We start from the raw sequence: 25663 nt of genomic DNA, 5'->3' as shown, positions 1-25663 counted from the left end.
CCGAAAACCGCTTCACACTTTTCGGAATGCGCTCTAATGCGCCTCATCCCAGTTATGCGCTGCACGCGCATCAACATGCAGCGGCACCGCAAGCGAGACGGCAGGCATCGCCGCATTTTCCATAATGTGACGAACGACCGGTATGGTCTTTTCGACTTCATTATCAGGCACTTCGAAGATCAGTTCATCGTGCACTTGCAACAACATGCGCGCGGCAAGATTTTGCTCCGCCAGCGCATCTTCCATGCGGATCATGGCGCGGCGGATAATGTCGGCGGCGGAACCCTGTATCGGCGCATTGATGGCCGCGCGCTCATTGAACGCACGAACCTGCGGGTTGGATGCCCTGATATCGGGATAATGCGCACGACGCCCGAAAATCGTTTCGACATAGCCATTCTCGCGCGCGAAAGCTTTGGTCGCCTCCATGTAGTCCTTGATGCCGGGGAAGCGCTCGAAATAGGTGCGGATATATTGCCCTGCTTCTTCGCGCGGAATCGACAACTGGTTGGCAAGGCCGAATGCGGAAATGCCGTAGATGATGCCGAAATTGATCGCCTTGGCACGGCGGCGCACTTCCGACGGCATACCTTCCACCGGCACGCCGAACATTTCGGATGCCGTCATGGCGTGAATGTCTATGCCGTCGGCAAAGGCCTGCTTCAGTTGCGCGATATCGGCCACATGGGCCAGCACGCGCAGTTCGATCTGGCTGTAATCGGCAGAAACCAGCTTGTTGCCGGGTTCGGCGATGAAGGCCGTCCTGATCTTGCGGCCTTCGGCTGTGCGAACCGGAATATTTTGCAGGTTCGGGTCGGATGACGAAAGACGTCCGGTTGAAGTGGACGCCATCGCATAGGACGTATGAACGCGCTTTGTCTCCGGGTTGATGAACCCCGGTAGCGCATCGGTATAGGTGGATTTGAGCTTGGTGAGCTGACGCCAGTCGACGATCTTGCGCGGCAGCGGATGGCCTTCGGCAGCGAGGTCTTCCAGCACCTGCGCAGACGTGGACCATTGACCGGTCTTGGTCTTCGACGCGCCCGACAAGCTCATCTTGCCAAACAGAATATCGCCAAGCTGCTTGGGCGAACCGATATTGAATCTTTCGCCTGCCAGTTCGTAAATCTCGTCTTCATAGGCAGCGGCAGCCTGCGCCAGATCGCCAGAAAGACGCGACAGTACCTGGCGGTCAACGGCAATGCCGCGTTCTTCCATGCACGCCAGAACATCGACCAGCGGACGTTCCAGACGTTCATAGACCGACATCAGCCCTTCAGCTGCAAGACGCGGTTTCAGAACTTGCCACAGGCGCAAGGTCACATCGGCGTCTTCTGCCGCATAAGCCGTGGCACGGTCGAGATCGACCATGTCGAAGCTGACAGCGCTCTTGCCGCTTCCCGCCACATCCTTATAGGGAATTGGCGTATGACCGAGCCAGCGCTCGGACAACGGGTCCATGCCATGGCTACCCGTGCCAGCATCAAGTACATAGGAAATCAGCATCGTATCGTCGAACGAGACTGTATTGATCCCATGGCGGCGCATGACCAGCCAGTCATATTTCATGTTCTGCGCGATCTTGAGAACGGAAGCATCCTCAAGCACGATCTTCAAAGCGGCCAGCGCCTCATCCAGCGGAATTTGTCCTTCGACCATGCCGCCGCCGAGAAGATCACCCGCGCCAGACTTGTGTTGGAGCGGAATATAAGCGGCTCTGCCCGGCGCCAAGGCCAGAGAAAAACCAACCAGCTCCGCCTGCATCGGATCAAGCGACGTCGTTTCCGTATCGAAGGCCAAAACACCGGTTTCAACCGCCTCTGCGAGCCAGAGTTTCAGCGTGGCGATATCGCGAATGCAGGTATAAGCGCTCGTATCGATTGTCTGTGCGGCTGCTTCTGTCGCCCGCTTTTCTGCGAGCGCCTTCGGCGTGTAGCCCTGATCCGAGGCAGCGACAGCGGATGTCGGTTGCGACGCAGCATTATCAGCCTTGGCGGGAACATCGACATCGGGACCATGGGCGTCCGCGCCCCAGTCTGTCTCCACATGGCACGGCTCGACAGCCGATGCGTCGGTGTCAGTCGCTTCGGCCACCCGGCGAGTGAGCGAAGTGAATTCCATAGCCTTCAGGAAGCCGATCAGCTTCGGGCCGTTCTGCGGCTCCAGCACCAGACTGTCCAGATCGACATCCAGCGGCACGTCGGTCTTGAGTGTAACCAGCTCGCGCGAAATCTTCGTCTGGTCGGCAAACGCCAGAATGTTCTCGCGACGCTTGTTCTGCTTGATTTCGGAAGCGCGGGCCAGAAGCGTATCGAGATCGCCGAATTCTTCCAGCAATTGCGCCGCCGTCTTCGGCCCGATGCCGGGAATGCCAGGAACATTGTCGGTGCTGTCGCCAGTAAGCGATTGCAGGTCGATCATCTTTTCCGGCGGAACGCCCCATTTCTCGATCACTTCCGGGATCGAAATCTGCTTGTCCTTCATGCTGTCATACATCGATACGCTTGGCGTCACGAGCTGCATGAGATCTTTGTCGGACGAAACGATGGTGACATCGCCGCCAGCCTGCTCGGCAATACGGGCATAGGTCGCGATCAGGTCGTCAGCCTCGAAACCTTCCTTCTCGATGCAGGGCAGATTGAACGCGCGCGTTGCCTGACGGATGAGGCCGAACTGAGGAATGAGATCTTCCGGCGGCGCAGTGCGATTGGCCTTGTATTCAGGATAGATTTCATTGCGGAACGTCTTCGACGAATAATCGAAGATGACCGCAAAATGGGTCGGCACCACGCCCACATCGGTGTTGCGCGCATCTTTCAAGAGCTTCCATAGCATGTTGCAGAAGCCCGAGACGGCGCCGACCGGCAGACCATCCGTCTTGCGGGTCAGCGGTGGCAGGGCATGATAGGCGCGGAAAATATAGCCCGAGCCGTCAACGAGAAAGAGATGATCGCCTTTTTTCATAAGCTAGAATTAGAGGAAATGACGCCTAAAGAAAACCACTCCCGTGTCAGGAGAAACATCCGTCCACGTGAAAGAAAACCCATCACGTCGCGGTAACACGTTTGTTACAGATTTGTAATCTTCCGTGCCCTTGAATAGCCACAGTTGAAAGGCCAAATCTCAGTCATCGACAGTTCGTCGGTCGCCGGTTTTCTGACCCGTCCCCCGTTGGATGCCGGATGCTAGCGGTAGCCTCATTCCCCTCTCCGGGCTACCGCTTTGAGTGTAGTGACATGGCCGTTGCGGTACCCCCTCACCGTAACGGCCAATTCATTTTATCGAGGCTCTTCTTTCTTCCAAACCGGGTTTCATCCTGACGACGCTGGTTGTAGTGTGCCGCCAGTTTACGTTACGACTCGTCAGGAAATTTCCATGTCCCAGCAATCGTCTGCGCAATCGCTCGACAAAGTACTCAGCCACCTCGACGCCAATCTCGATCAGAGCCTCGATCGCCTGTTCGATCTTTTGCGGATCAAGTCGATTTCGACCGACCCGGCCTACAAGGCCGATTGCCGCAAGGCTGCGGAATGGCTCGTCGAAGATTTGAAGACAATCGGTTTCGATGCCAGTGTGCGCGACACGCCCGGCCACCCGATGGTGGTTGCCCATCATGAAGGCGCGACACCGGATGCGCCGCACGTGCTGTTCTATGGTCACTATGACGTGCAGCCGGTCGATCCGCTAAATCTTTGGGAAAACGATCCTTTCGATCCGGCTATCAAGGACGTGGGTAATGGCCGCAAGATCCTGACCGGTCGCGGCACGTCCGACGACAAGGGCCAGCTGATGACCTTTGTGGAAGCCTGCCGCGCCTACAAGGCGATCAATGGCAATCTGCCAGTCAAGGTGACACTCCTGTTTGAAGGTGAAGAGGAATCCGGCTCGCCATCGCTGAAGCCGTTCCTCGACGCCAACAAGCAAGAGCTGAAGGCCGATGTGGCACTCGTCTGCGACACGGCCATGTGGGACGCAGAAACACCTGCCATCAGCGTGGGCTTGCGCGGTCTCGTCGGCGAGGAGATCGTCATCAAGGCAGCCGATCGCGATCTCCATTCCGGCTTCTTCGGCGGTGCTGCGGCAAACCCGATCCACGTCCTGACAAAAATTCTGGCCGACCTGCACGACGAAACCGGGCGCGTGACAGTTCCCGATTTCTATGAGGGCGTCGAAGAAACACCGACGCAGATTCTGAAGTCATGGGAAAGCCTTGGCCGCACGGCTGAAAACTTCCTCGGTCCGATCGGTCTGTCCATTCCATCCGGCGAAAAAGGCCGCAGCGTTCTGGAACTGACATGGGCGCGCCCGACCGCTGAAGTCAACGGCATCACCGGCGGCTATACCGGCGAAGGTTTCAAGACCGTCATTGCAGCGGAAGCTTCCGCCAAGGTTTCGTTCCGTCTTGTCCACAAGCAGGACCCGGTCAAAATCCGCGAAGCCTTCCGCACATTCGTCAAGGAACGTCTGCCAGCCGATTGTTCGGTCGAGTTCCATCCGCATGGTGGCTCGCCAGCCATCCAGCTACCCTACGATTCACCGCTTGTTTCCAAGGCCAAGAATGCGCTTTCCGACGAATGGCCGAAGCCAGCCGTGTTGATCGCCATGGGCGGCTCGATCCCGATTGTCGGCGACTTCGACAAGTTCCTCGGCATGGAATCGCTGCTCGTGGGCTTTGGCCTCGAAGATGACCGCATCCATTCGCCCAACGAAAAATACGAGCTGAACTCCTTCCACAAAGGACAACGCTCTTGGGCACGTATTATGGCGGCTATCGCCGCGAAGTAAGGATAACTGAATGACTATCCGTTTTCACAAGAACGATCTGCCGAACCTCGACAACTATCAAGTCGATGCGGTCGCCATCGACACCGAAACACTGGGCCTGAACCCGCATCGCGACCGGCTTTGCGTGGTGCAAATTTCGCCCGGCGACGGCACGGCAGATGTGATTCAGATTGAAGCCGGCCAGAAGAAGGCCCCCAATCTGGTCAAGCTTCTGAAGGATCGCTCGATCACCAAGATCTTTCATTTTGGCCGCTTCGATCTGGCCGTGCTGGCGCAGGCTTTCGGCACCATGCCGCAACCTGTGTTCTGCACCAAGATCGCATCGAAGCTGACCCGTACCTATACGGACCGCCATGGCCTGAAAGAGCTTTGCAACGAGCTTCTCGACGTTTCGATTTCCAAGCAGCAGCAATCATCGGACTGGGCAGCGGAAACACTGTCGGCTGCGCAGCTCGAATATGCGGCTTCCGACGTGCTCTATCTGCATCGTCTGAAAGCCGTGCTCGAACAGCGGCTGGAACGCGATGGCCGTGCGAAACAGGCCGAAGCCTGCTTCAAGTTCCTGCCAACGCGCTCGGAACTCGATCTGATGGGCTGGCCCGAGGACGACATTTTCGCCCATTCGTGATGAGATCAAACGGCGGCGGTAGCCGCCGTTTTCTTTTGCGGCGCCTGATCGATATAGGCCCAGCCGGGACGGCGGAACAGAAACTGTCCGTAACCGCTCCACTGGATAAAGCCATAAAGAATGACCGGACCGATGACGCCGCTGGCTGTCGTCAGGAGCGAGACTGTACCGATATCGCCAATGCCGAGTTTCAGCAGCGCTGTGCGGGCAATGGCCATCGGCAGGAAGAAAGCCAGATAGACGACAATCGAATGCGCACCGAGCCAGCTCAAGCCTCGATGCAGCCAGTTTCTGGCCGACAGCAGGCTGAGGAGCGAAGATATGGAAATGATTGCCAGCGCACCCACCAGACCCAGGAGAAGTGAAACGACCGGCAGATCGCTGATTGCGCCCCGCCTATCCAGAAGGTCGCTTGCGGGTGATATCAGCGCGGCAAGGCTTTCCGGCACTGGCATGAAGACGAGCTTGTATTCGATCAAGCCCCAGACCAGCAGTCCGGCAACACCGATGAGCGGGCGCTGTCGAAGCCAGTCCGCAGCCCGGAAGATGGCGGGAGCAAAAGCATAGCCCGCATAGAAATAGACGAAACGGGAGCAGAATTCGTCGACCATAATCCAACCCGTATGGATCGGCAGGATTTCGAGAAATGCCAGCGCCGTAAAGGTCACGCCTACCGGCACGTGCTTCAAAAGCCGCGTCGCGATGAAGAAAACAGGCAGGATATAGATGAACCAGAGCGTTCCGAACGGTTCGATGAAAGCCATCAGATAGGCGTTCACCACACCGGAAACTCCGGCTTCGCTGGCAATGCCCGGCGCCTTGAACGTAAACTGGATCGTCAGCCACAGAATATAGAAATAGAGAAAATGCACGACCTTGCGGTCAAGATAGCGCCGCCATGGCCGGTCGATCACAAGACTGAGAAACAAGCCTGATATCATAAAGAAATCCGGCATACGGAAGGGTTTGGCAAAGGCGACCACATAGTGCATCCAGCCCTGGGCGCCGGCTGCTTTCTCCACGCCTAGCGTCGAATGCATCATGACCACGAAGATGATGCAGATACCCTTGGCAATATCGACCCAGTCGACCCGCCCATTCATGCCCTTCGCGTCATGCATTTCCGTTTCCCCCGCAAGTTCTGTCGCTTTCTATAACGCGACAACGGCGGAATTACATCCGGTATAACTTGCGCGTGTCTGCGCCATATTGCGCCTGACGACATCAAGACTCCTCACAGGGTGCTCACGCTAACGTGTACCGCTCTGGCGACATTCCCCTTGATGTGTCTCGTTTGCTACAGACTTTTGACAGCAATCGCTTATATTAGGGACAAATATTGGTTCTGAGACTTTCCTTCAGGAGGTTTATCATGAAGCTCAAGGCCCTTCTTCTTGCATCGACTGTTGCCCTTGTGGCCGCTACAGGCGCAAAGGCTGCCGACGCTGTCATCGAGCAGGAACCAGTTCCGGTTGTGGTTGCACCAACCTTTACCTGGAGCGGTGCTTACATCGGTGGCCAGATCGGCTACGGCTGGGGCAAGTCCGATTTCAGCGGCGACGTCTATAGCTTTGGCAACGTCAAGCCGGATGGCTTCCTCGGCGGCATCTATGCCGGTTACAACTTCGATCTCGGCAACAGCATCGTTCTCGGTATCGACGGCGACGTGACCTACAACGATGTTTCCAAGGACATCGATGTCTACAGCGGCGACCTCGCAGTTGGCGATTTCGAAACCAAGCTTCGCTGGTCCGGCGCCGTTCGCGCACGTGTCGGTTATGCGGTTGATCGCTTCATGCCCTACCTCGCCGGTGGTGTTGCATTCGGCAACATCAAAAACAGCGGCAGCATTGACGGTATCGGCAGCTTCTCCGAAAGCAAGACGCTTACCGGCTGGACTGCAGGCGCCGGCGTTGACTATGCCGCAACCGACAACCTGATCGTTCGCCTCGAATATCGCTACACCGACTATGGCGATAAGGACATTGAGTTTGGCGGCCTGAATGTCAATCAGGACTTCAAGACGAACGAAGTTCGCCTCGGCGTCGCATACAAGTTCTAATTCTGGTTGAAAACATATCTGAAAAGGCTCCGCATCGCGGGGCCTTTTTTTCGTTGGCATAGGCCTGAATTTATTTGGATGAAATTTATTTATAACTAAAATACATAGAACGAAAAACATTCGTAGTTTGCTTTTTAGTAAAGCAAAAATTGAATAATAACAAATTGTATATTAAGTTATTTCTAAACTATATTTATGTTGCCATAATGTTACATACATCATGGCATAGAAATACTATTTGAAAATCCATATCGAACATATTTTATAGGAGTTTTCGATGAAGTTCAGAATTCTACTTGGCGCTTCCCTGCTCGCAGTCGTCGCCAGCACCGGTGCTTATGCAGCCGACGCAATCGTTTCGCAGGAACCTGCCCCAATGGCAGCTCCCGCCTTCTCATGGGGCGGCGCTTATATCGGTGGTGAGATTGGCTGGGGCTGGGGCCGCGCCAAGCTTGACGACAAGTCCACGGATCAGTCCAACGAGTTCAAGCCGAACGGCTTCATCGGTGGCGTCTATGCTGGCTATAACTTCGACATGGGCAACAACGTCATTCTCGGCGTTGACGGCAACTTCGACTACAACGACCTGAAGAAGTCGCACGACTATATTTCGAACAGCAACGCTGTTCAGACTTCAGCTGAAACGAAGCTGCAGTGGTCGGGCGCTGTTCGCGCACGCGCTGGTTATGCCGTTGACCGCTTCATGCCCTACATCGCCGGTGGCGTTGCTTTCGGCGGCGTGAAGAACTCGCTCAATGTCGGCGGCAGCGACTATAACAACGACAAGACCCTGACCGGCTGGACTGTTGGTACCGGCGTTGACTACGCTGCGACCGACAATGTCCTTCTGCGCCTCGAATATCGCTATACCGATTTCGGCAACAAGGATTTCGACCTTGGCAACACCGCGACACGCGGTTCGTTCAAGACCAACGATATCCGCCTCGGTGTTGCTTACAAGTTCTAATACCAAACTCGATGAGTTTGGCTCATCGCGTTTGGTTAAGCCTGTGCGGCGATTGAGCATTTTCAGGGCATGATGCGTTAGCATTTCGTCGCCCTGGGATAAGCACATAATCGGGCTTATAACTGAGAAAAGGCTCCGCCCCCGCGGAGCCTTTTTTGTGTGTGAACGATTTACGTCCCTTTAAACTGCCGCATTTACCCTGCACCGGATTAGGCCCTTATTTGCTTTTGCGGCACAAAATCCCGTAAAGCACGCAGACATTATTCAGAATGACCGGTCCACATCACGATTGGACCGGCAAACGGGTGGGCGGATCCAGGCTGACATGACATCGCGTGACGATAAAAACCGGCGCATCGAACCTTCCTTCGGTGGCGAAGAGAAAAAAGATGACGAGGTTTTTCGCGTCGACGAGGAGGATCGCATGGCACGCTCACAGCAGCGCCGACGCAGGCAATCAGAAGAACCGGAACCACGCGCTTCACGACGTGGCAAGAAGAAGCCGCGTGGCTTTTTCGGCTTTCTGCGCCGCTCGATCTACTGGTGCCTCGTACTTGGCCTCTGGGGCGGTATCGCCTTTGCAGGCATGCTGGTCTATTTCGCGGCCAAGATGCCGCCGACGACGGATTGGGCCATTCCTGATCGTCCACCGAATGTGCGTATCGTTGACGTCAACGGAAACCTGATCGCCAATCGCGGGACTACCGGCGGCGAGGCCGTGGGCTTGCATGAAATGTCGCCCTTTATCCCGAAGGCCGTCATCGCTATCGAGGATCGCCGCTTCTATTCGCATTTCGGCATTGACCCCATCGGCCTTGCCCGCGCAGTAGTAACCAACGTTGTTTCGGGCCGCGCCGTTCAGGGCGGATCAACGCTGACCCAGCAGCTTGCCAAGAACCTGTTTCTTTCTCCCGACCGCACGCTTGAGCGCAAGGTGCAGGAAGTCATGCTCGCGCTCTGGCTTGAGCACAAATACACCAAGGACCAGATTCTCGAGATGTATCTGAACCGGGTCTATCTCGGTTCCGGCGCTTTCGGTGTTGATGCGGCCTCCCGGCGTTATTTCAGCAAGCCCGCCAAGGATGTGAACCTGATGGAAGCGGCAACCCTTGCCGGTCTTCTGAAGGCACCATCGCGCCTGTCGCCTGCCCGCGATCCGGAAGCCGCCGCCGCACGTGCCAAGCTGGTGCTGGGCGCCATGCGCGAGGAAGGCATGATCGATGACAGCCAGATGGCCATCGCCGAAAGCGAACCGATGACGCGTGCGCCATCCTATTGGCAGGGCTCGGAAAACTACGTTGCCGACAAGGTTGTGGCGGAACTACCCGAGCTGATCGGTGAAGCGAAGGAAGACATCACCGTCCAGACCACCATCGATCTGAACCTGCAGCGCGCAGGTGAAGAGGCGATCAAGGACCAGATTTCCCAGAGCGGCACAAAGATGAACGCCAGTCAGGGTGCGCTCGTTTCCATTGACAGTACCGGCGCAGTGCGCGCCATGGTCGGCGGCGTCGATTATGCCACAAGCCAGTTCGACCGTGTCACCGATGCTCACCGCCAACCTGCATCATCCTTCAAGCCCTTCGTCTATCTGACAGCGCTCGAACAGGGGCGGACACCGGACTCGGTACGCAACGATGCTCCGGTTCGTATCGGCAAATGGACGCCGAGCAACGATAACGGCAAATATATGGGACAGGTGACGCTGGCTACCGCCCTTTCTCATTCACTGAATTCCGTTGCCGCGCAGCTCGTGATGGAAGTCGGCCCACAGACCGTGATCGACACGGCCCATCGGCTCGGCGTTCAGTCCAAACTCGAAGCCAATGCCTCGCTGGCACTCGGCACGTCGGAAGTGACCCTGTTGGAACTGACCGATGCCTATGTGCCTTTTGCCAATGGCGGCTATCGCGCGCCGGTCTATTTCATCACCAAGGTGACGGATTCCGACGGCAAGGTTCTTTATCAGAAGGAAGATGGCGTTGGCCCGCGTGTCATCGATGAACGCAATGTCGGCATGATGAACGCCATGCTGCGGCGCACGGTGGAAGACGGGACGGCAAAGCGCGCCGCCTTCGGCTGGCCCGCTGCAGGCAAGACCGGTACCAGCCAGAATTTCCGCGATGCGTGGTTTGTCGGCTATACGGCCAACCTCACAACCGGTGTATGGTTCGGCAATGATGACGGCAAGGGCATGAAGCGCGTGTTCGGTTCGACCCTACCGGTCGCCGCCTGGAAAAACTTCATGAAGGAAGCACATAAGGGCGTGCCGGTTGCCGAGCTTCCCGGCCATTACGATATCCAGAACGTCGTTCCCGGTGGCAGCGACGGCATCGATCCGAATGCGCCTTACGATCCCGGCATGATGCCGCAGGATTCCTATGGCAATCAGCCGATGGCGGCTAATGGTGATGACGGCTATTGGCCACCTGCTCCGGATTCCACGGCCCGCAACAGCATCCAGCAGTCGAATGAGACGGGCCGCCCACTCGCCGAACAGCCCGGCGCTACGACTTACCCGGCCAATGCCAATGACAATTACCGCCCGATGCCGCCAGGCGACGTGGGCGGCGGGCAGCCGCAGCAGCCAGGAAAATCCACGACATTGCTCGATATCATCATGGGTAATTCACAGTAACATCAATAGAGGCCGCCACTGGCGGCCTTTACTCGCGATCAAGTGAAGCAGCTTCAATCCAAGCTTGTTCGAGCGCGTTTCGATCTGATTAAGTCAGATCAACGCTCTCACTATTTCCGCTAACACGCACAGTTTCCGAAAACCGTTTCACACTTTTCGTGATGCGCTTTAATTCCCCTCGAAATCTTGAGCGGCTTGGTCTATTCAAGATTGGAGAGCGAGGTTTCCATGTCCCAAGTCACCAAAACAGACGTTGCCGGTTCCGATACTCCCAAGGCGGATACCGAACGTAAAACTCTGGTCCTGACCGGTGCCAGCCGTGGCATCGGTCATGCGACGGTGAAGCGTTTTTCGCGGGCCGGGTGGCGCGTCATCACCTGCTCGCGACAGGATTTTTCCGACAATTGCCCCTGGCCTGCCGGTCCGGAAGATCACATCAAGGTCGACCTCGCCGATCAGGAAGATGTTGGCAAGGCAATCGCCGAGATCCGCCGCCGTCTCGAAGCCGATGGCAGCAAGCTTCATGCACTGGTCAACAATGCAGGCATTTCGCCGAAGGCGGAGGGCGGACGCCGCATGAATTCCATCGAAACGCCCATGGCGGTCTGGCGCGATGTATTTCAGGTCAACTTCCTTGCCTCGATCATGCTGGCACGTGGCCTGTTCAAGGAACTCGAGGCTGCACATGGCTCGGTGGTCAATGTGACCTCGATCGCGGGGAGCCGCGTGCACCCCTTTGCCGGAACCGCCTATGCTACATCGAAGGCCGCACTTGCTGCCCTGACCCGCGAAATGGCCTCCGACTTCGGCCCTTACGGTATCCGCGTCAATGCCATTGCACCGGGAGAAATCGATACGGCGATCCTTTCACCGGGAACCGACAAGCTGGTGGAACAGCTTCCGATGCGCCGCCTCGGCAAGACATCGGAAGTGGCGGAAACCATCTACTTCCTCTGCTCCGAGGCCTCATCCTATGTGACGGGTTCGGAAATTCATATCAATGGCGGCCAGCACGTCTGACATCTTAACAAAGCGCGGAGATTGAAATTCTTCGCGCTTTTGTGGTTATGTCTGTTTCAATCGATTTAACAACTGAGTTGTGCCTTCATGATCCTTTGCTGCGGTGAATCCCTGATCGACATGCTGCCACGCGAAACCGCAACGGGGGAAACCGCGTTCCAGCCTTTCGCAGGTGGCTCCGTCTTCAACACGGCCATCGCGCTTGGACGCCTCGAAGTCCCGACCGGTTTCTTTTCAGGCATTTCGTCGGATTTTTTTGGCGAGGTACTGCGCGATAATCTGGCGCGATCCAATGTCGATTATTCCTTTGCCGCAATCTCGGATCGACCAACGACACTGGCTTTCGTGCGTCTGGTCGATGGGCAGGCGCGTTACGCCTTCTATGATGAAAATACTGCTGGCCGCATGCTGGCCGAGAGCGACATGCCCTATGTCGATGATGCCATCGACGCCATGCTGTTCGGCTGCATCAGCCTGATTTCCGAACCGTGCGGCAGCGTCTATGAAGCGCTGATGACGCGTGAGGCACCAAGGCGGGTCATGTTCCTCGACCCGAATATTCGTGCTGGCTTCATCACCAACCGCGAAAAACATCTGGCGCGCATGAAGCGCATGATCGCGCTCGCCGATATCGTGAAACTTTCAGACGAAGATCTCGCCTGGTTTGGCGAAAAGGGCAGCCACGACGAAATCGCAGCCGAATGGCTGAAGCTCGGACCGAAACTGGTGGTCATTACCAAGGGCGCGCATGGCGCTGACGCCTATACGACCAAGGCAACCGTGCGCGTGCCGGGTGTGAAAGTGGACGTGATTGACACCGTTGGCGCCGGCGACACGGTCAATGCGGGCATTCTCGCCAGCCTTCACAATCAGGGCCTTCTCGACAAGGACGCGCTTGCCGAACTGACTGAAGACCAGATTCATTCCGCTGTCGCGCTCGGGGTCCGGGCTGCTGCCGTCACCGTCTCGCGTGCAGGTGCAAACCCGCCATGGGCGCATGAGATGAAGGATTGACGCAAGGCAAAGCCGTGACATGATGCGTCCGGCCTGCGTCGACCTTTTCCGACAAGGTCCGAACAGGAGTCCAGAACATCATGAGCATCGAATTTCTGCTGACATCCTTCATCATTGTCGCCTCCCCCGGCACTGGCGTGCTGGTAACGCTTGCGGCAGGGCTGTCCCGTGGCGCACGGGCCTCGGTCATTGCCGCGCTCGGCTGCACGCTCGGCATCGTGCCGCATATGCTGGCTGCCGTGACAGGGCTGGCAGCTCTGCTCCATACCAGCGCACTTGCTTTCGAGGTCATCAAATATGCAGGCGTTGCCTATCTGCTCTATATGGCGTGGATGACGCTCAAGGAGCATGGCACACTGAAGATCGAAACCAACGACGCGCCGCGTTCGGACCGTGAGGTCATCTGGTCGGCAATTCTGGTCAATCTGCTGAACCCCAAACTGTCGATATTCTTCTTTGCCTTCCTGCCGCAATTCGTAAATACGCAACAGGGCGGGACGGTTGCCCGCATGGTGGAACTGTCTCTCGTCTTCATGGCGATGACATTCGTGGTGTTTGCGTTCTACGGTGTGTTCGCAGCCGCCGTCCGTAACCAGATCATCTCGCGCCCCGCTGTGCTTGCATGGATGCGCCGCAGCTTTGCTGCCGCCTTCGTCGCACTCGGGGCAAAACTCGCACTGACCGAACGATAGACCATGGCCCAGAATATTTATGATCGCGACGACTTCTTCGCCGCTTACAGCCAGTTGCCACGTTCCGTGCATGGGCTGGAAGGCGCGCCTGAATGGCCAATTGTCCGTTCGCTTTTGCCTGATCTGACCGGCCGTGACGTTGCCGATCTTGGTTGCGGTTTCGGCTGGTTTTGCCGCTTTGCCCGCGAACAGGGAGCTGCCTCCCTCACCGGCTACGATCTTTCGGAGAACATGCTCGAACGTGCGCGCCACGACACACAGGATGACGCCGTTCGCTACATTCAGGCCGACATGGAAGGGCTGGAACTTCCAGAAGCAAGCTTCGATCTCGTCTACAGTTCTTTGGCCTTTCACTATATCCGCGACTTCCCGCGTCTTTTGAAAGCGATCCATGCAGCTTTGCGGCCAGAAGGTCGCTTTGTTTTCACGATCGAGCATCCGATCTTCATGGCGCCGCTTACGCCGGGCTGGATCGAGGAAGGCAACGGCCAGAAGCGCTGGCCGGTCGATCATTATGCAGTGGAAGGTGAAAGGCGAACCGATTGGCTGACAGAGGGTGTCATTAAATATCACCGCCGCCTCAGCACCTCCGTCAATGCGCTGATTGAGGCCGGATTTGCCATCAACCGGCTGGAGGAATGGCATCCATCGCCAGAGCAGATCGCGGCATGGCCGGCACTGTCGGATGAGATGGAACGACCTATGCTGTTGATAGTTTCCGCTAGCCGACAGACTGCTTGACCAGCCACATTTCACGCCTTTTATAGGGGTGGGCGGGACACGAATCAGACTGGCGAGGAGAAACCATGGACGTGTTGCGCATTGCTGCCTTTTCGCAAGGCAATCAGGGCGGCAATCCCGCTGGAGTGTTGATCGCCGATCGCCTCCCCTCCCCGCAAGATATGCAGAAAATTGCAAAGGATGTGGGCTTTTCCGAAACCGCCTTTGCTGCACCGGAGGACGATAGCTGGCGCGTTCGCTATTTTGCACCGGAAATGGAAGTGCCGTTCTGCGGTCACGCTACCATTGCTCTCGGCGCTGCGTTGGCCATGCGCATGGGCGATGGACGTTTCGCACTCAAGCTCAACAATGGCGATATCAGCGTCGAAGGCCGCAAGGAAGGCGAGCTGTTTGCGGCCAGCCTGCAATCGCCGCCGACGCGCCAGCGTGCCGCCAATGATGCGGAAGTGGAACAGGCGCTGGCACTGTTCAGTTTCGAACAGGATGATCTGGCACCCGGTCTGGCACCCGCCCTGATCCATGCCGGGGCGGATCATATCGTGCTTCCGCTTCGTTCACGCGAAAAGCTGGCTTCGATGCATTACGACATGGCGCGCGGGCGCATCCTGATGAAGCGGCAAGGCTGGACGACGATCCTGCTCATCTATTCCGAGACGCCGAAGCGCTTCCACAGCCGCAACCCGTTTGCCTCCGGCGGAGTTTATGAAGACCCGGCGACTGGCGCGGCCACGGCGGCCTTTGCCGCCTATCTGCGTGATAGCGGCTGGCCGCATGGCGGCGAGATCGAAGTCTTTCAGGGCGAGGATATGGGCAGTCCGTCACATCTGCGCGCCCAGATCGGCAATGAGCGCGGCGGCTCTATCCGCGTTTCCGGCACCGCACGGTTGATGGAATAGAGCGCATCCCGAAAAGTGTGAAACGGTTTTCGGATAAGATGTGCGTCAAAACAAAAGATTAGGGCGCCGATCTGATCCAGTCAGATCGAAACGCGCTTTAATCGCTCGTTGCAGCTCGTTACACGCGGACGAGCTGCTCCACCCGCTCCTCATTTCCAAAGAACTTGAGATAACGCGCCACTTCCTTAGGATCGCCGGTCGCCTTTTGCGGATTGTCGGAAAGCTTGACCGCAGGATGGCCGTTGGCATCCGTCACCTTGCAGACCAGCGAGATGGCATTCAGCCCTTCGATTTCCTTCGGAGCGCAACCTGCAAAATCATTGGTGAGGTTGGTGCCCCAGCCGAAGCTCATACGCACACGCCCTTCGAAGTGACGGTAAGTCTCCTCGATCGTATCCACATCGAGCGCGTCGGAAAAGATCAGCAGCTTTTCGCGCGGGTCCTTGCCGCGTGACTTCCACCATTCGATGATGCGCTCGCCGCCTTCGATGGGCGGGGCACTGTCGGGGCGGAAGCCGGTCCAGTCGGCAACCCAGTCCGGCGCATTGCGCAGGAAGGCAGCCGTGCCGAAAGCATCGGGCAGAACGATCAGAAGATTGCCGCCATAGTAACGGTTCCAGTCCTGCAGCACGCGATAGGGGGCTGAGCGCAGTTCCTCGTCATTCTTGGCAAGAGCTGCCAGCACCATCGGCAATTCATGCGCATTGGTGCCAAGTGCTTCAAGATCGGTATCCATGGCCAGAAGCACATTGCTGGTGCCGGTGAAGGCATCGCCGATGCCTTCCTTCAGCGCTTCGACGCACCAGCGCTGCCACAGGAAGGAATGGCGGCGGCGCGTGCCGAAGTCGGAAATCTTCAGCCCCGGCAGCTGGCGCAGGCGTTCAACCTTGCTCCACATCTTCGCCTTGGCGCGCGCATAAAGCACATCGAGCGAAAACGGTCCAAGGTTCTTCATCGCCGCGCGCGAACGCAGCTCGTTGATGATGGCAAGTGCGGGAATTTCCCACATGGTCGTGTGCGACCACGGTCCATGGAAATGCAGCTCGTACTGGCCGTCCTTGCGGCGCAGATCATATTCCGGAAGCTGGAAATCGTGCAGCCAGTTCAGGAACTCGGGTTGGAAAATCTGCTTGCGGCCATAGAAACTGTTACCCGCCAGCCAGATCATTTCCTTCTTGGAGAAGCGCAGCGTGCGGGCATGGTCGAGCTGCGCACGCAATTCGCCCTCATCGATCTCATCGGCAAGGCGCACCGACGTCGTGCGGTTGATGAGCGAGAAGGTTGCGTCCACCTTGGGGTAAAGGCCCCAAATCATCTGCAGCATCAGAAGCTTGTAGAAGTCCGTATCCAGAAGGCTGCGGACGATGGGATCGAGCTTCCATGCGTGATTGTAGACGCGGCGCGCAATATCAGTCTTGGCCATGACGGCCTCCAGAAAAAGCATGTTTCCGATAGCACAAACATCCGGCTTTACTTCGCCGAGTCGTACAAAAGGCGGGTTTTCACCCGCCTTTTTAATCGGTTCACTTCTGTTTGGGAAGCTCTACGACGATTTCGTGTTCTCCGTCCGGCTTGATCGGCACACCCTCTTCCGGCTTGCCGACCTTGCGACCGTTGAGCTTCACCACCTTGTCCTTGGCACTGGGGGCACCTACCACGACCTTCACGCGGTAGAGCGCTTCGCCGAAGCGGAGCTCGGCTTCATAACCATCCCATTCCGGTGGCAAGGCCGGGTCGAGATGCAGGCGGTCGCCGCGTTTTGTGACGCCGAGGATACCCTCCGTCGCAACGCGGTAGAACCAGCCGGCGGAACCGGTGTACCAGGTCCAGCCGCCCTGTCCGCGACGCGGCTCGACGGAATAGATGTCGGCTGCGATCACATAAGGCTCGACGCGGTATATGTCCGGGTTGCGGCCATGGCTGACCGGGCTGATGAGCGAGAACAGACGCCATGCTTCAGCCGTCTTGCCCATGCGGGCGAGCGCCATGATGGCCCAGGTCGCGCCATGGGTGTACTGGCCGCCATTCTCACGAACACCCGGTGGATAGCCCTTGATATAACCCGGCTCCTGAATGGTGACGTCGAAAGGCGGCGTGAAGAGACGCAGCAATTCGCCTTCGTCATCCAGCAGGTATTTTTCGAGCGAAGCCATCGCCTGTTCGGCGCGCTTCGGATCGGCAACACCGGACAGCACGCTCCACGATTGCGCAATGGCATCGATCTGGCACTCGTCGCTGTCCTTCGAGCCGAGTGGCGCGCCATTGTCGTAGAAACCACGGCGATACCACTGGCCATCCCAACCATCGCGGTCGAGCGCTTCGGTCAGGCTTTCCAGATGCGCTTTCCAGATATCGACACGCTTCTTGTCCTTGCGCGCTTCAGCAATCGGGATGAATTTACCGAGCGTATAGGCGAGGAACCAGCCGAGCCACACGCTCTCGCCCTCTCCCTTCACGCCGACGAGATTCATGCCGTCGTTCCAGTCGCCGCCGAGGATCAGCGGCAGGCCGTGCTTGCCGGTTCGCTCGACAGCAAGATCAAGCGCCAAGGCGCAATGCTCATAGAGGCTTGCCGTCTGCTCGGAGACTTCCGGCTGATAGAAGGCATCGTGTTCGCCCTCCTCCAGCTTGCGCCCTTCGAGGAATGGCAGCTTTTCATCGAGGATCGAGCGGTCGCCCGTCGTCTCGACATAAAGCGAAGCGCCATAGCCGAGCCAGACAACATCGTCCGAGATCAGCGTGCGGACGCCCGCCCCGGTCGCTGGCAGCCACCAATGCTGCACATCGCCTTCCGGGAACTGGCGCGATGCCGCATTGAGTATCTGCGCGCGGGCAAGCGTCGGATCGATCAGAAGCAGCGACAGCGTGTCCTGCAACTGATCACGGAAGCCGAACGCACCACTTGCCTGATAGAAGGCAGCGCGGGCCCATATACGGCAGGCAATCGCCTGATAGGGCAGCCAGCCATTGACCAGAAGGTCGAAAGCAGGGTCTGGCGTTTTCACCTGAACGCGGTCGAACAGGCCTTCCCACTGCTGTCTGGCAGCAGCAAGCTTGTCACCGAACGACACCTTGCGGGTTTCGGCGATCAGCGCCTTCGCCTGTCTCTGATCGGCGGCATTGCCGAGCAGGAAGACAACCTCGCGTGCTTCACCCGGCCCCACTTCGATATCAAGAGCGAGCGCCGCACATGGATCGCGGCCTGCTTCGACCGTACCCGAAAGCGCCTTGCCAGCCAGCACGACTTCCGGCTTGTCCACCGAACCGGTGGTGCCGATGAACTCGCTGCGGTCGGCAGTGACGGATTGCGGCTTTTCGGTTGCTGCAAAGAAAGCGACCTGCCCGGACTTGTCCGGATGATACGGATTGCCTGCAAAGAGTGCGCCCAATTCCTCGTCCTGCGAAGGTACAATGAAAGGCACGTTCTTGGAGCGGGCATTGCCCAGCACCCATTCCACATAGCCATAGACGCGCAGCTTGCGCTTGGAACGCCCGTTATTGGTGACGGTCAGGCGTGACAGGCGCACCGGCTTGTCCGCATCCACGATGTGGGTGAGGTCGAGTGCCAGTTCGCCATGCTGTGCCCCGAAGCTCGAATAGCCGTGGCCATGACGCGCTTCATAGGTCACGGCCTCATCGCGCAGCACACTTGCCGTCGGCGCAAAGGTGCGGCCCGTTTCACGGTCGAGGATATAGATCGCCTCGCCCGGACGGTTCGTGACCGGGTCGTTCGCCCATGGGGTGAGCTGATAATCGCGGCTGTTGCCTGCCCAGGTGAAGGCCGAACCTTCCGCCGAGACATGGAACCCGAAATTCGGATTGGCGATCACATTGATCCACGGATGCGGCGTGTTGGTGCGGTTGTTGACGCGCACCACATAGCCGCCGTCCTCGGCAAAGCCGCCATAACCATTCCAGAAACGAAGATCGTCCCCGGACGGCGCAGGACGGTTTACTACAGGCTTGACCACAGGACGGCGTTCTTCCGTCCCGCGTTCGATGGCGACAGGCGCAAGCCCCGCAGCACCCAGCCCCTGAGCGGACATCTGAGCCGAAGCCTGACCGCCAATGGCAGTCTTGGCATCGCGCGCCGCCAGATCGACGGTGATTTCCTCGCTGCGACGAAGCTGCTCGGCCAGCGAGCCGTTCTGCGCATGCATGACGATGCGCGCCGAGGCGAGCAGCGTGTTGTAGCTTTCGTCGCTCATCTGGTCGCGGCGCACCGCGAAGATGTGCGGCTGGCCACCGCCACGGGCGCGGAAACCTTCCACGATCCAGTCGATGGCGCGCTGCGTGTCCTGCGCATAGGAGAAGGCACGCTCGTTGACCGCCACGACATCGACGGTTAGGCCCTTCGAGCGCCAGTATTCCTGCGCGCGCAGCACGCCGCGCAACACGTCGAGATCAGCTTCGTTGTCGATGCGCAGCGCGAAGATCGGATAGTCGCCGGAAATCGACATTGGCCAAAGGTCGGACTGCTTGCCGAGGCCGCTGGCGATGGTTTCCGGTGGCTGGCGCAGGGTCCGCTCCGGATAGAGCAGATAGGCAGCGACCTTCTGATAATCGGCAGCTTCGGCAGGCTTGATGCCGATATGGTAGAGCTGCACCTGCGAGCTGGTCCATGACAGCGAATATTCGCGGGCGAAGGTTTCTGGATGCCGATGCAGCGCCACGGCGTGTTCTACCGCATCGCGGCTGCCGCCTGCGAAGGTCCAGAAAACGAGGCTCACCTTTTTATGCGCCGGAACGCGGACACGTGTACGCACCGAAGCGATCGGGTCGAGCACGCAACCCTGGCTGCCGTTGAACTTGGCACCCTGATCGAAGGCAGCCGCATCGCGCAAGCTGCGGCCACGACCGACAAAGGCACGGCGGTCAGTTTCGACTTCCGTTTCGCGGATCGAGCCGGAAAGATCGGTCACGAAATGCGCGACGTGGATATCCGGATCGGACGGCGCGCGCTTGCGGCGCTTGGCATAGATGGTCGAACCGTTATCGGAGATTTCGGTCTCTACGAACATCTTGGCAAAGGCCGGATGGGCGGCATCGCTGTCGCTGTCGGTCAGCACCAGTTCCGCATAGGAGGTGACCTCGATCATGCGGTCGCGGGCGGACGTGTTGATGATGTCGAGCCTGCGGCCTTCGCCGTCCGATTCCGACGACACGATCACTTCCATGACGGTCTTGATGTCACCGGCGGTCTTGTAGAATTCCGCCTTGTCTTCGGTGAAGACCGTCTTGGTTTCCTCTTCCGGGTTGCGGACCGGTTCGCCGGTTGCCGACCACCAGTATCCGCTTTCCATGTCGCGCAGGAACAGGAACGTGCCCTGAAGGTCTTCCGACGCATCGGCGTGGAAGCGGGTAATGTCCCAATTGTGCCAGCGGCTGTAGCCTGAACCGTTTGCTGTCACCATCAGCGCATATTGTCCGTTCGACATCATATGCGTGGTGCGCGGCGCCTTGAACGGCTTGTCGACAATCCGCATCGGCGCATCGTCGAAGCCACCCGAATCCACGCGCATCGGATTTTCCGTCTTGGCGTAGATCATCGGGATTTCGCGCGGTGCCTTTTCCTGCAGGAGCAGTTCGGCGGCCTCGATCACCGGATCGGAGTGGAAACGCTCGCGCATCCGGCCTTCAAAGATCACGTTGTTGACCGCGATGATCGCCATGCCATGATGATGGGCGTAGTAGTTCTTCACCACAGCACAGAGTTCGCCTTCGCGAACACGCGACGGCGTGAAGTCCACCGAATCGTGGAAGCCATAGCGTCCGAGCGCGCCAAGCTTGGCAAGGCGCTTCAGGTTCGCGACAGCGGCAGCGGGCTGATACTGCGCGGCGAGCAGGCTCGCATAGGGTGCGATAACCGCATTGCGCGACAGGCCGCGCTGCAGGCCCAGATTGGGCACGCCGAAATTGGAATACTGATAGTTCATATGCGCATCGCGCGCATTGAACGCCGCTTCCGAAATACCCCATGGCAGACCGCGCGAGGTCGCATAATCGATCTGGCGCTGCACCACGAGCTTGTTGGTCTGGTCAAGCAGCGAACCGAGCGGCTCGGACATGACCAGCGGCGGCATCAGATATTCGAACATCGAGCCGGACCAGGAGAGCAGAGCGCCCTTCCAGCCCACGGGCACCAGAAGACGGCCAAGCTTGAACCAATGTTCGACCGGAACGTCGCCCTTGGCGATGGCGAACAGGCTCGCCAGACGCGCTTCGGACGCCAGAAGATCGTAGCAGCTTTCGTCCAGTTCGTTTTCCTGCACACGGAAACCGATGGAGAGAAGGCGGCGTTCCTTCCGTTCAAGGAAACCGAACTGCATATCGAATGCGAGCTGGCGCGAACGGGTAGCAAGATAGCGCAAACGCTCACGCAGCGCGTCCGTATCGTGCTCGCCGATGGAATCCTCGGTATGCGCCTTGCAGGTATCGACGAGAATGCGCGCCCATTCCACGGCTTCAGCGCTTGCCGGGGTTTCGATTTCGCCATCGAGTTCGTCCATCAGGCGAACGATGTCGGTTGCAAACAGCGACAGGTTGATGGTGCGGAAGGAGGCCGTTTCCGGCTCATCCTTGATGGAAATCACGGCGCGGCGGAAATTGGCAATCCGCTCTTCCAGAAGGCGGCGCAGCGGACGCAGAATCCGGCGATCATCCGGGATTCTCGCGATTGTCTCTTCAAGGATGTCGTTGACATCAAGAATACCGTCGAGGTCGCCCTGCATGTAGACGGATGGTGCTTCCGCCCATTCTTCCAGCGCCGACGACAGCGTGACCAGATGCCCGGCAAGGTTGCCGCTATCCACCGCAGAGACATAAAGCGGGCGCATCGGCGTCAGCGTGTTGGTCTCGTACCAGTTGTAGAGATGGCCCTGATACTTCTCCATCTTCTCAAGCGTATCGACAGTGGCTTGAACGCGGTCCAGCGTTTCACCGAAGCCGATCCAGCCGAAATCGCGCGCGGCGACGACGGACAGGAGATAGACGCCGATATTGGTCGGCGACGTGCGCTGCGCGACAATCGGCGCCGGATCTTCCTGGAAGTTGTCCGGCGGCAGATGGTGGTTTTCCTCGTTTGCGAACTCGGCGAAATAACGCCAGGTCCGGCGTGCATAGCGGCGCAGGTCCGACTTGTCGGAAGAAAGCACTTCCAGCGTGTCCTGCGGCTTTGCCGAACGGCTGACCAGCCATGCAATCAGCGGCGAGGCAAACCAGATGACGGCAAACGGCGCCGCGATCATTGCCGCATGACTTTGGGCAGCAAGCGGGATGAAGATCGCCAGACCCGCAATGGCTATGGCCGGCCACATCAGCTGGAAATAAAACAGCAGCGTATCGGGCGAGGTTCTCGCCTGCGCAGCCGTGCGCCATTCCAGAAGATTGCGATGCGAGACGAACAGGCGATAGACGGTACGCACAATCGCATCCGCCATCAGGAACGCCGAATGGGCGATGAAGGTAGTGCGCAGCGCCACATCGGCCGTGCCGAGCGCGATGTCAGTCAGCACCGACTGCGCATGACCTTTCAGCGAATAGTCCATGTTCGATGGAATGAGATTGGTCACAATGCCGAATGTCGGCGCAACGAACATGGAGAGAATGAGGAAGCCCTGCCAGACGGCAGCAGGCCCGATTGGCAGCACGCTCCAGCCGACGACGGCTGCGATCAGCCACAGGATCGGATTGAGCGAGCGGCGCAGGTTGTCGACCATCTTCCAGCGCGTGATGTGGCTGACGCCACGGCTTGTCGAAAACAGCCAGGGTAGAAGCTGCCAGTCGCCACGCGCCCAGCGATGATGACGCGATACGTCGACATTGTAGCCGGTCGGATAATCCTCGACCACTTCGACATCGCTGACCAGAGCCGCGCGGGCATAGCCGCCTTCGAGAAGATCGTGGCTGAGCAGCGTGTTCTCAGGGACGCGGCCCTTCAGCGCTGCCTCGAAGGCATCAATGTCGTAAAGTCCCTTGCCGGTGAAGGTGCCTTCACCGAGCAGGTCCTGATAAGTGTCGGACACGGCGAAGACGTAAGGGTCGATACCGCGATTGACCGAGAAGACGCGCTGCAGGAACGACGCCTCGTCACCGGTGGTGAGCGAGGGCGTGACGCGCGGCTGGAGGATGCCGTAACCGCGCACGACCTTGCCGGTCTTTTCGTCGATGATCGGACGGTTCAGAGGATGGCTGAGCTTGCCGGCCAGATGCGTGACGGATTCCGGCGTCAGACGCGTGTCGGCGTCCAGCGTCATCACATATTTGATTTCCTTCGGCAAACGTTCGTCCGGCGGGAAAAAGCTCGTATCCTGATCACCGCGCAGCAGCAGGTTCAGCTCGTGCAGCTTGCCGCGCTTGCGCTCCCAGCCCATCCAGCAATTCTGCTTCTCGTTGAAGAGGCGACGGCGATGCATGAGGAAAAAGCGTGGCTGGTCGTCGCCGGTATAATGCTCGTTGAGCTTGGCGATTTCCTCGCGCGCATATTCATAGATTTCCATATCCGCAGGGGTGATTTCCTGCTTCGCATCGGTCCAGTCACTGACCAGCGCAAAGTAGATTTCACCACGCGGATTGGTGAGATAATGAACTTCCAGATTGCGAATCTGCTCATCGATGGAATCACGCGAGGTGATGAAGGTCGGCACCGCGACCAGCGTGCGCGCCTCCTCCGGCAAGCCTTCCTTATATTCGAAACCGATGAGCCGCGTCGGCTGGACAAACCACGGCACCAGCGCATTGAACAGCGAATAGGACGCGTCCATTGCCGGGAAGATCGCCAGAAGCGTGAACAGCGTGCGCAGATCAGTCGAAAGACCGGCGCGGATCATGCAGTAATTGACGAGCAGAAGGATCAGGATCGTGAAGATCGCCGTCGGGATGAACAGCCCCCAAAGACCGAGACCACGATAGAAGCGCAGCGCCTTGACGCCGAACGGCGCCTTGTAGCCACAGACCTTTTCCAGCTCCTTGCGCCCTTCGCCGGACAGGTAATAGGCGATTGCGCCCTTGCCCTCGGCTTCCGGATGACCGGCCTTTTCCGCACGATGTCCGTCTTCGGCCAGTTTCAGCGCAGCCCATGTGATGTCGATTTCGCTCATGTCCGAATAGCGGGCGAGCTTTTCGATGGTCACGCGATAGGCATTGCGGGAACGGAAATCCAGAAGTTCGAAATCGCTGTGGTCACGCAGGATCGCATCAACCTCGTTGACGGTTTCGAACCAGGTCTCCCAGTCCACGTCATCGATGGATTTCAGGCTGCGGATGACGTTGCCCATCGTGACGCCGCCGGTGGACTGGCGGGCATGTTCCTCAACGATGGCGTCTTCCGGATTGCTGCCTTCCTGCTCCAGAATCCGTTCCAGCCAGCTGGCAGCAGCCGTGGTGTCGGTCGAGGACGAGCGTAGGCGATAAAGAAGGTGGGTCGCGAAAGTGCTGTCGCGGGCGGCATCGGCATATTGCGCCAGAACCGAATCCAGTTCGGCACCGTCGGTGGCAACCACGATGCGGTCGGCGGCCGTATTGGCGAGATTGCGCATGATGCGCGCGCGATCGACGCGCAGCGCCAGACGGCGTGCATTCTCGATCAGGAAATAGCGCACCGCAGAAGGCAGCGCCCACAACTCACCGATCTTCAGGGGCTCCACGGTCTGGAAACCCTTGACGATGGCCGTCAGCGTCTTCAGTGAGAAATTGCTGTCCGTATGGGCGACATAAAGCCAGGCCAGCGCGAAAATGCGCGGCATGCCTTCATATTTCTCAACCGGCGCCTTGTAGAGCGGCAGCTGACGGATGAAGCGGCGTGGCAGGTCGCGGCGGGCCTGCTGCACGTTCTTGTCGATCTGGTAATGATTGTCGAGCAGCCATTGCGCGGCTGGCGTGATGGTCTCGCCCGCACGCGATGCGGCATCGGAGGCGCGATAGGCATGCAGGATCAGCTTGCCGTTTTCGGAAAGGCGCTGATCGAACGGGAAGGCGATATAGCCCGGCAGCGGAATGTCTTCGCCCCGCGCCACGGCAGCGGCAAGCGCGCCAAGCTCTTCCTCGGTTTTATACAAGGCCCGGATGGGGGAAGGTTGTTCGGGCGGAATCCGGCCCGATGCATCGGGCTCGCTGGATTTGGGTTCCATCGAAGGTTTCTGCATCGGCGATTTATTCTCGGTAGAGGTTGAATTGGAGAGCGAAGAAGACAATTCCGGCATCTGCCTTAACAGCCTTTCCGA

The 25663-nt window shown here is 58.3% G+C and carries 14 protein-coding genes; 10 read left to right on the top strand and 4 right to left on the bottom strand.

The annotated features are described in order from the left end of the window. Positions 1-33: 33 nt before the first annotated feature. A complete protein-coding gene (polA, locus tag KWJ32_RS06920; protein WP_011982349.1) occupies positions 34-2964 on the bottom strand; it encodes a DNA polymerase I in 2931 nt (976 codons plus the stop codon). Between the two features lie 411 nt (positions 2965-3375). On the opposite strand from polA, the gene KWJ32_RS06915 reads away from it, so the two are divergent. Both KWJ32_RS06915 and KWJ32_RS06910 read left to right on the top strand, forming a co-directional pair. After that, positions 3376-4785 carry a dipeptidase gene (locus KWJ32_RS06915; RefSeq protein ID WP_125300534.1) on the top strand — a complete coding sequence of 470 codons (1410 nt, stop codon included), beginning with the start codon at positions 3376-3378 and terminating at the stop codon, positions 4783-4785. Between the two features lie 10 nt (positions 4786-4795). Continuing rightward, entirely contained in the window at positions 4796-5413 is a 618-nt protein-coding gene (locus KWJ32_RS06910; RefSeq protein ID WP_011982348.1) for a ribonuclease D, read from the top strand. Between the two features lie 5 nt (positions 5414-5418). Here the strand turns inward: KWJ32_RS06910 and KWJ32_RS06905 are convergent, their stop codons facing one another. Then, entirely contained in the window at positions 5419-6534 is a 1116-nt protein-coding gene (locus KWJ32_RS06905) for an acyltransferase family protein (protein WP_011982347.1), read from the bottom strand. A 251-nt stretch (positions 6535-6785) separates the two neighbouring features. On the opposite strand from KWJ32_RS06905, the gene KWJ32_RS06900 reads away from it, so the two are divergent. The 8 genes from KWJ32_RS06900 (at position 6786) to KWJ32_RS06865 (ending at position 15443) form a co-directional block, all read left to right on the top strand. After that, a complete protein-coding gene (locus KWJ32_RS06900; RefSeq protein ID WP_010657969.1) occupies positions 6786-7475 on the top strand; it encodes an outer membrane protein in 690 nt (229 codons plus the stop codon). Positions 7476-7752: 277 nt separating this feature from the next. Next, entirely contained in the window at positions 7753-8442 is a 690-nt protein-coding gene (locus KWJ32_RS06895) for an outer membrane protein (protein ID WP_011982346.1), read from the top strand. 325 nt (positions 8443-8767) lie between these two features. Then, a complete protein-coding gene (locus tag KWJ32_RS06890) occupies positions 8768-11080 on the top strand; it encodes a transglycosylase domain-containing protein (RefSeq protein ID WP_011982345.1) in 2313 nt (770 codons plus the stop codon). A gap of 228 nt (positions 11081-11308) precedes the next feature. Beyond that, positions 11309-12100 carry an SDR family oxidoreductase gene (locus KWJ32_RS06885; RefSeq protein ID WP_010657966.1) on the top strand — a complete coding sequence of 264 codons (792 nt, stop codon included), beginning with the start codon at positions 11309-11311 and terminating at the stop codon, positions 12098-12100. An 87-nt stretch (positions 12101-12187) separates the two neighbouring features. Further along, positions 12188-13114 (top strand): carbohydrate kinase, encoded by a 927-nt coding sequence (locus KWJ32_RS06880; protein WP_011982344.1) that lies wholly within the window; start codon positions 12188-12190, stop codon positions 13112-13114. Positions 13115-13194: 80 nt separating this feature from the next. Beyond that, entirely contained in the window at positions 13195-13806 is a 612-nt protein-coding gene (locus tag KWJ32_RS06875; RefSeq protein ID WP_010657964.1) for a LysE family translocator, read from the top strand. Positions 13807-13809: 3 nt separating this feature from the next. Continuing rightward, the gene (locus KWJ32_RS06870) at positions 13810-14547 is read left to right on the top strand and encodes a class I SAM-dependent methyltransferase (RefSeq protein WP_011982343.1); all 738 of its coding nucleotides are present in this window, start codon (positions 13810-13812) and stop codon (positions 14545-14547) included. A gap of 65 nt (positions 14548-14612) precedes the next feature. Beyond that, positions 14613-15443 (top strand): PhzF family phenazine biosynthesis protein, encoded by an 831-nt coding sequence (locus KWJ32_RS06865; protein WP_011982342.1) that lies wholly within the window; start codon positions 14613-14615, stop codon positions 15441-15443. Between the two features lie 118 nt (positions 15444-15561). On the opposite strand, the gene pncB is transcribed toward KWJ32_RS06865, so the two are convergent. Together pncB and KWJ32_RS06855 are read right to left on the bottom strand one after the other, a co-directional pair. Then, positions 15562-16866 carry a nicotinate phosphoribosyltransferase gene (gene pncB, locus KWJ32_RS06860; protein WP_010657961.1) on the bottom strand — a complete coding sequence of 435 codons (1305 nt, stop codon included), beginning with the start codon at positions 16864-16866 and terminating at the stop codon, positions 15562-15564. Positions 16867-16966: 100 nt separating this feature from the next. Further along, on the bottom strand, positions 16967-25642 hold the full coding sequence (locus KWJ32_RS06855) for a glucoamylase family protein (RefSeq protein WP_256885953.1): 8676 nt from the start codon (positions 25640-25642) through the stop codon (positions 16967-16969). Positions 25643-25663: the final 21 nt, after the last annotated feature.

This window comes from Ochrobactrum sp. BTU2, from assembly GCF_024539785.1.
In the GTDB taxonomy this organism is placed as follows: Bacteria; Pseudomonadota; Alphaproteobacteria; order Rhizobiales; family Rhizobiaceae; genus Brucella; species Brucella anthropi.
The sequence above is the reverse complement of the archived record's forward strand: the minus strand, read 5'-3'. Positions and strand labels throughout refer to the sequence as shown.

Coding starts and splice junctions, on each gene's coding strand:
- KWJ32_RS06915 (WP_125300534.1), top strand. CDS start 3,376: ATGTCCCAGCAATCGTCTGCGCAATCGCTCGACAAAGTACTCAGCCAC.
- KWJ32_RS06910 (WP_011982348.1), top strand. CDS start 4,796: ATGACTATCCGTTTTCACAAGAACGATCTGCCGAACCTCGACAACTAT.
- polA (WP_011982349.1), bottom strand. CDS start 2,964: ATGAAAAAAGGCGATCATCTCTTTCTCGTTGACGGCTCGGGCTATATT.
- KWJ32_RS06905 (WP_011982347.1), bottom strand. CDS start 6,534: ATGCATGACGCGAAGGGCATGAATGGGCGGGTCGACTGGGTCGATATT.
- pncB (WP_010657961.1), bottom strand. CDS start 16,866: ATGGCCAAGACTGATATTGCGCGCCGCGTCTACAATCACGCATGGAAG.
- KWJ32_RS06870 (WP_011982343.1), top strand. CDS start 13,810: ATGGCCCAGAATATTTATGATCGCGACGACTTCTTCGCCGCTTACAGC.
- KWJ32_RS06865 (WP_011982342.1), top strand. CDS start 14,613: ATGGACGTGTTGCGCATTGCTGCCTTTTCGCAAGGCAATCAGGGCGGC.
- KWJ32_RS06890 (WP_011982345.1), top strand. CDS start 8,768: ATGACATCGCGTGACGATAAAAACCGGCGCATCGAACCTTCCTTCGGT.
- KWJ32_RS06885 (WP_010657966.1), top strand. CDS start 11,309: ATGTCCCAAGTCACCAAAACAGACGTTGCCGGTTCCGATACTCCCAAG.
- KWJ32_RS06875 (WP_010657964.1), top strand. CDS start 13,195: ATGAGCATCGAATTTCTGCTGACATCCTTCATCATTGTCGCCTCCCCC.
- KWJ32_RS06900 (WP_010657969.1), top strand. CDS start 6,786: ATGAAGCTCAAGGCCCTTCTTCTTGCATCGACTGTTGCCCTTGTGGCC.
- KWJ32_RS06895 (WP_011982346.1), top strand. CDS start 7,753: ATGAAGTTCAGAATTCTACTTGGCGCTTCCCTGCTCGCAGTCGTCGCC.
- KWJ32_RS06855 (WP_256885953.1), bottom strand. CDS start 25,642: ATGCCGGAATTGTCTTCTTCGCTCTCCAATTCAACCTCTACCGAGAAT.
- KWJ32_RS06880 (WP_011982344.1), top strand. CDS start 12,188: ATGATCCTTTGCTGCGGTGAATCCCTGATCGACATGCTGCCACGCGAA.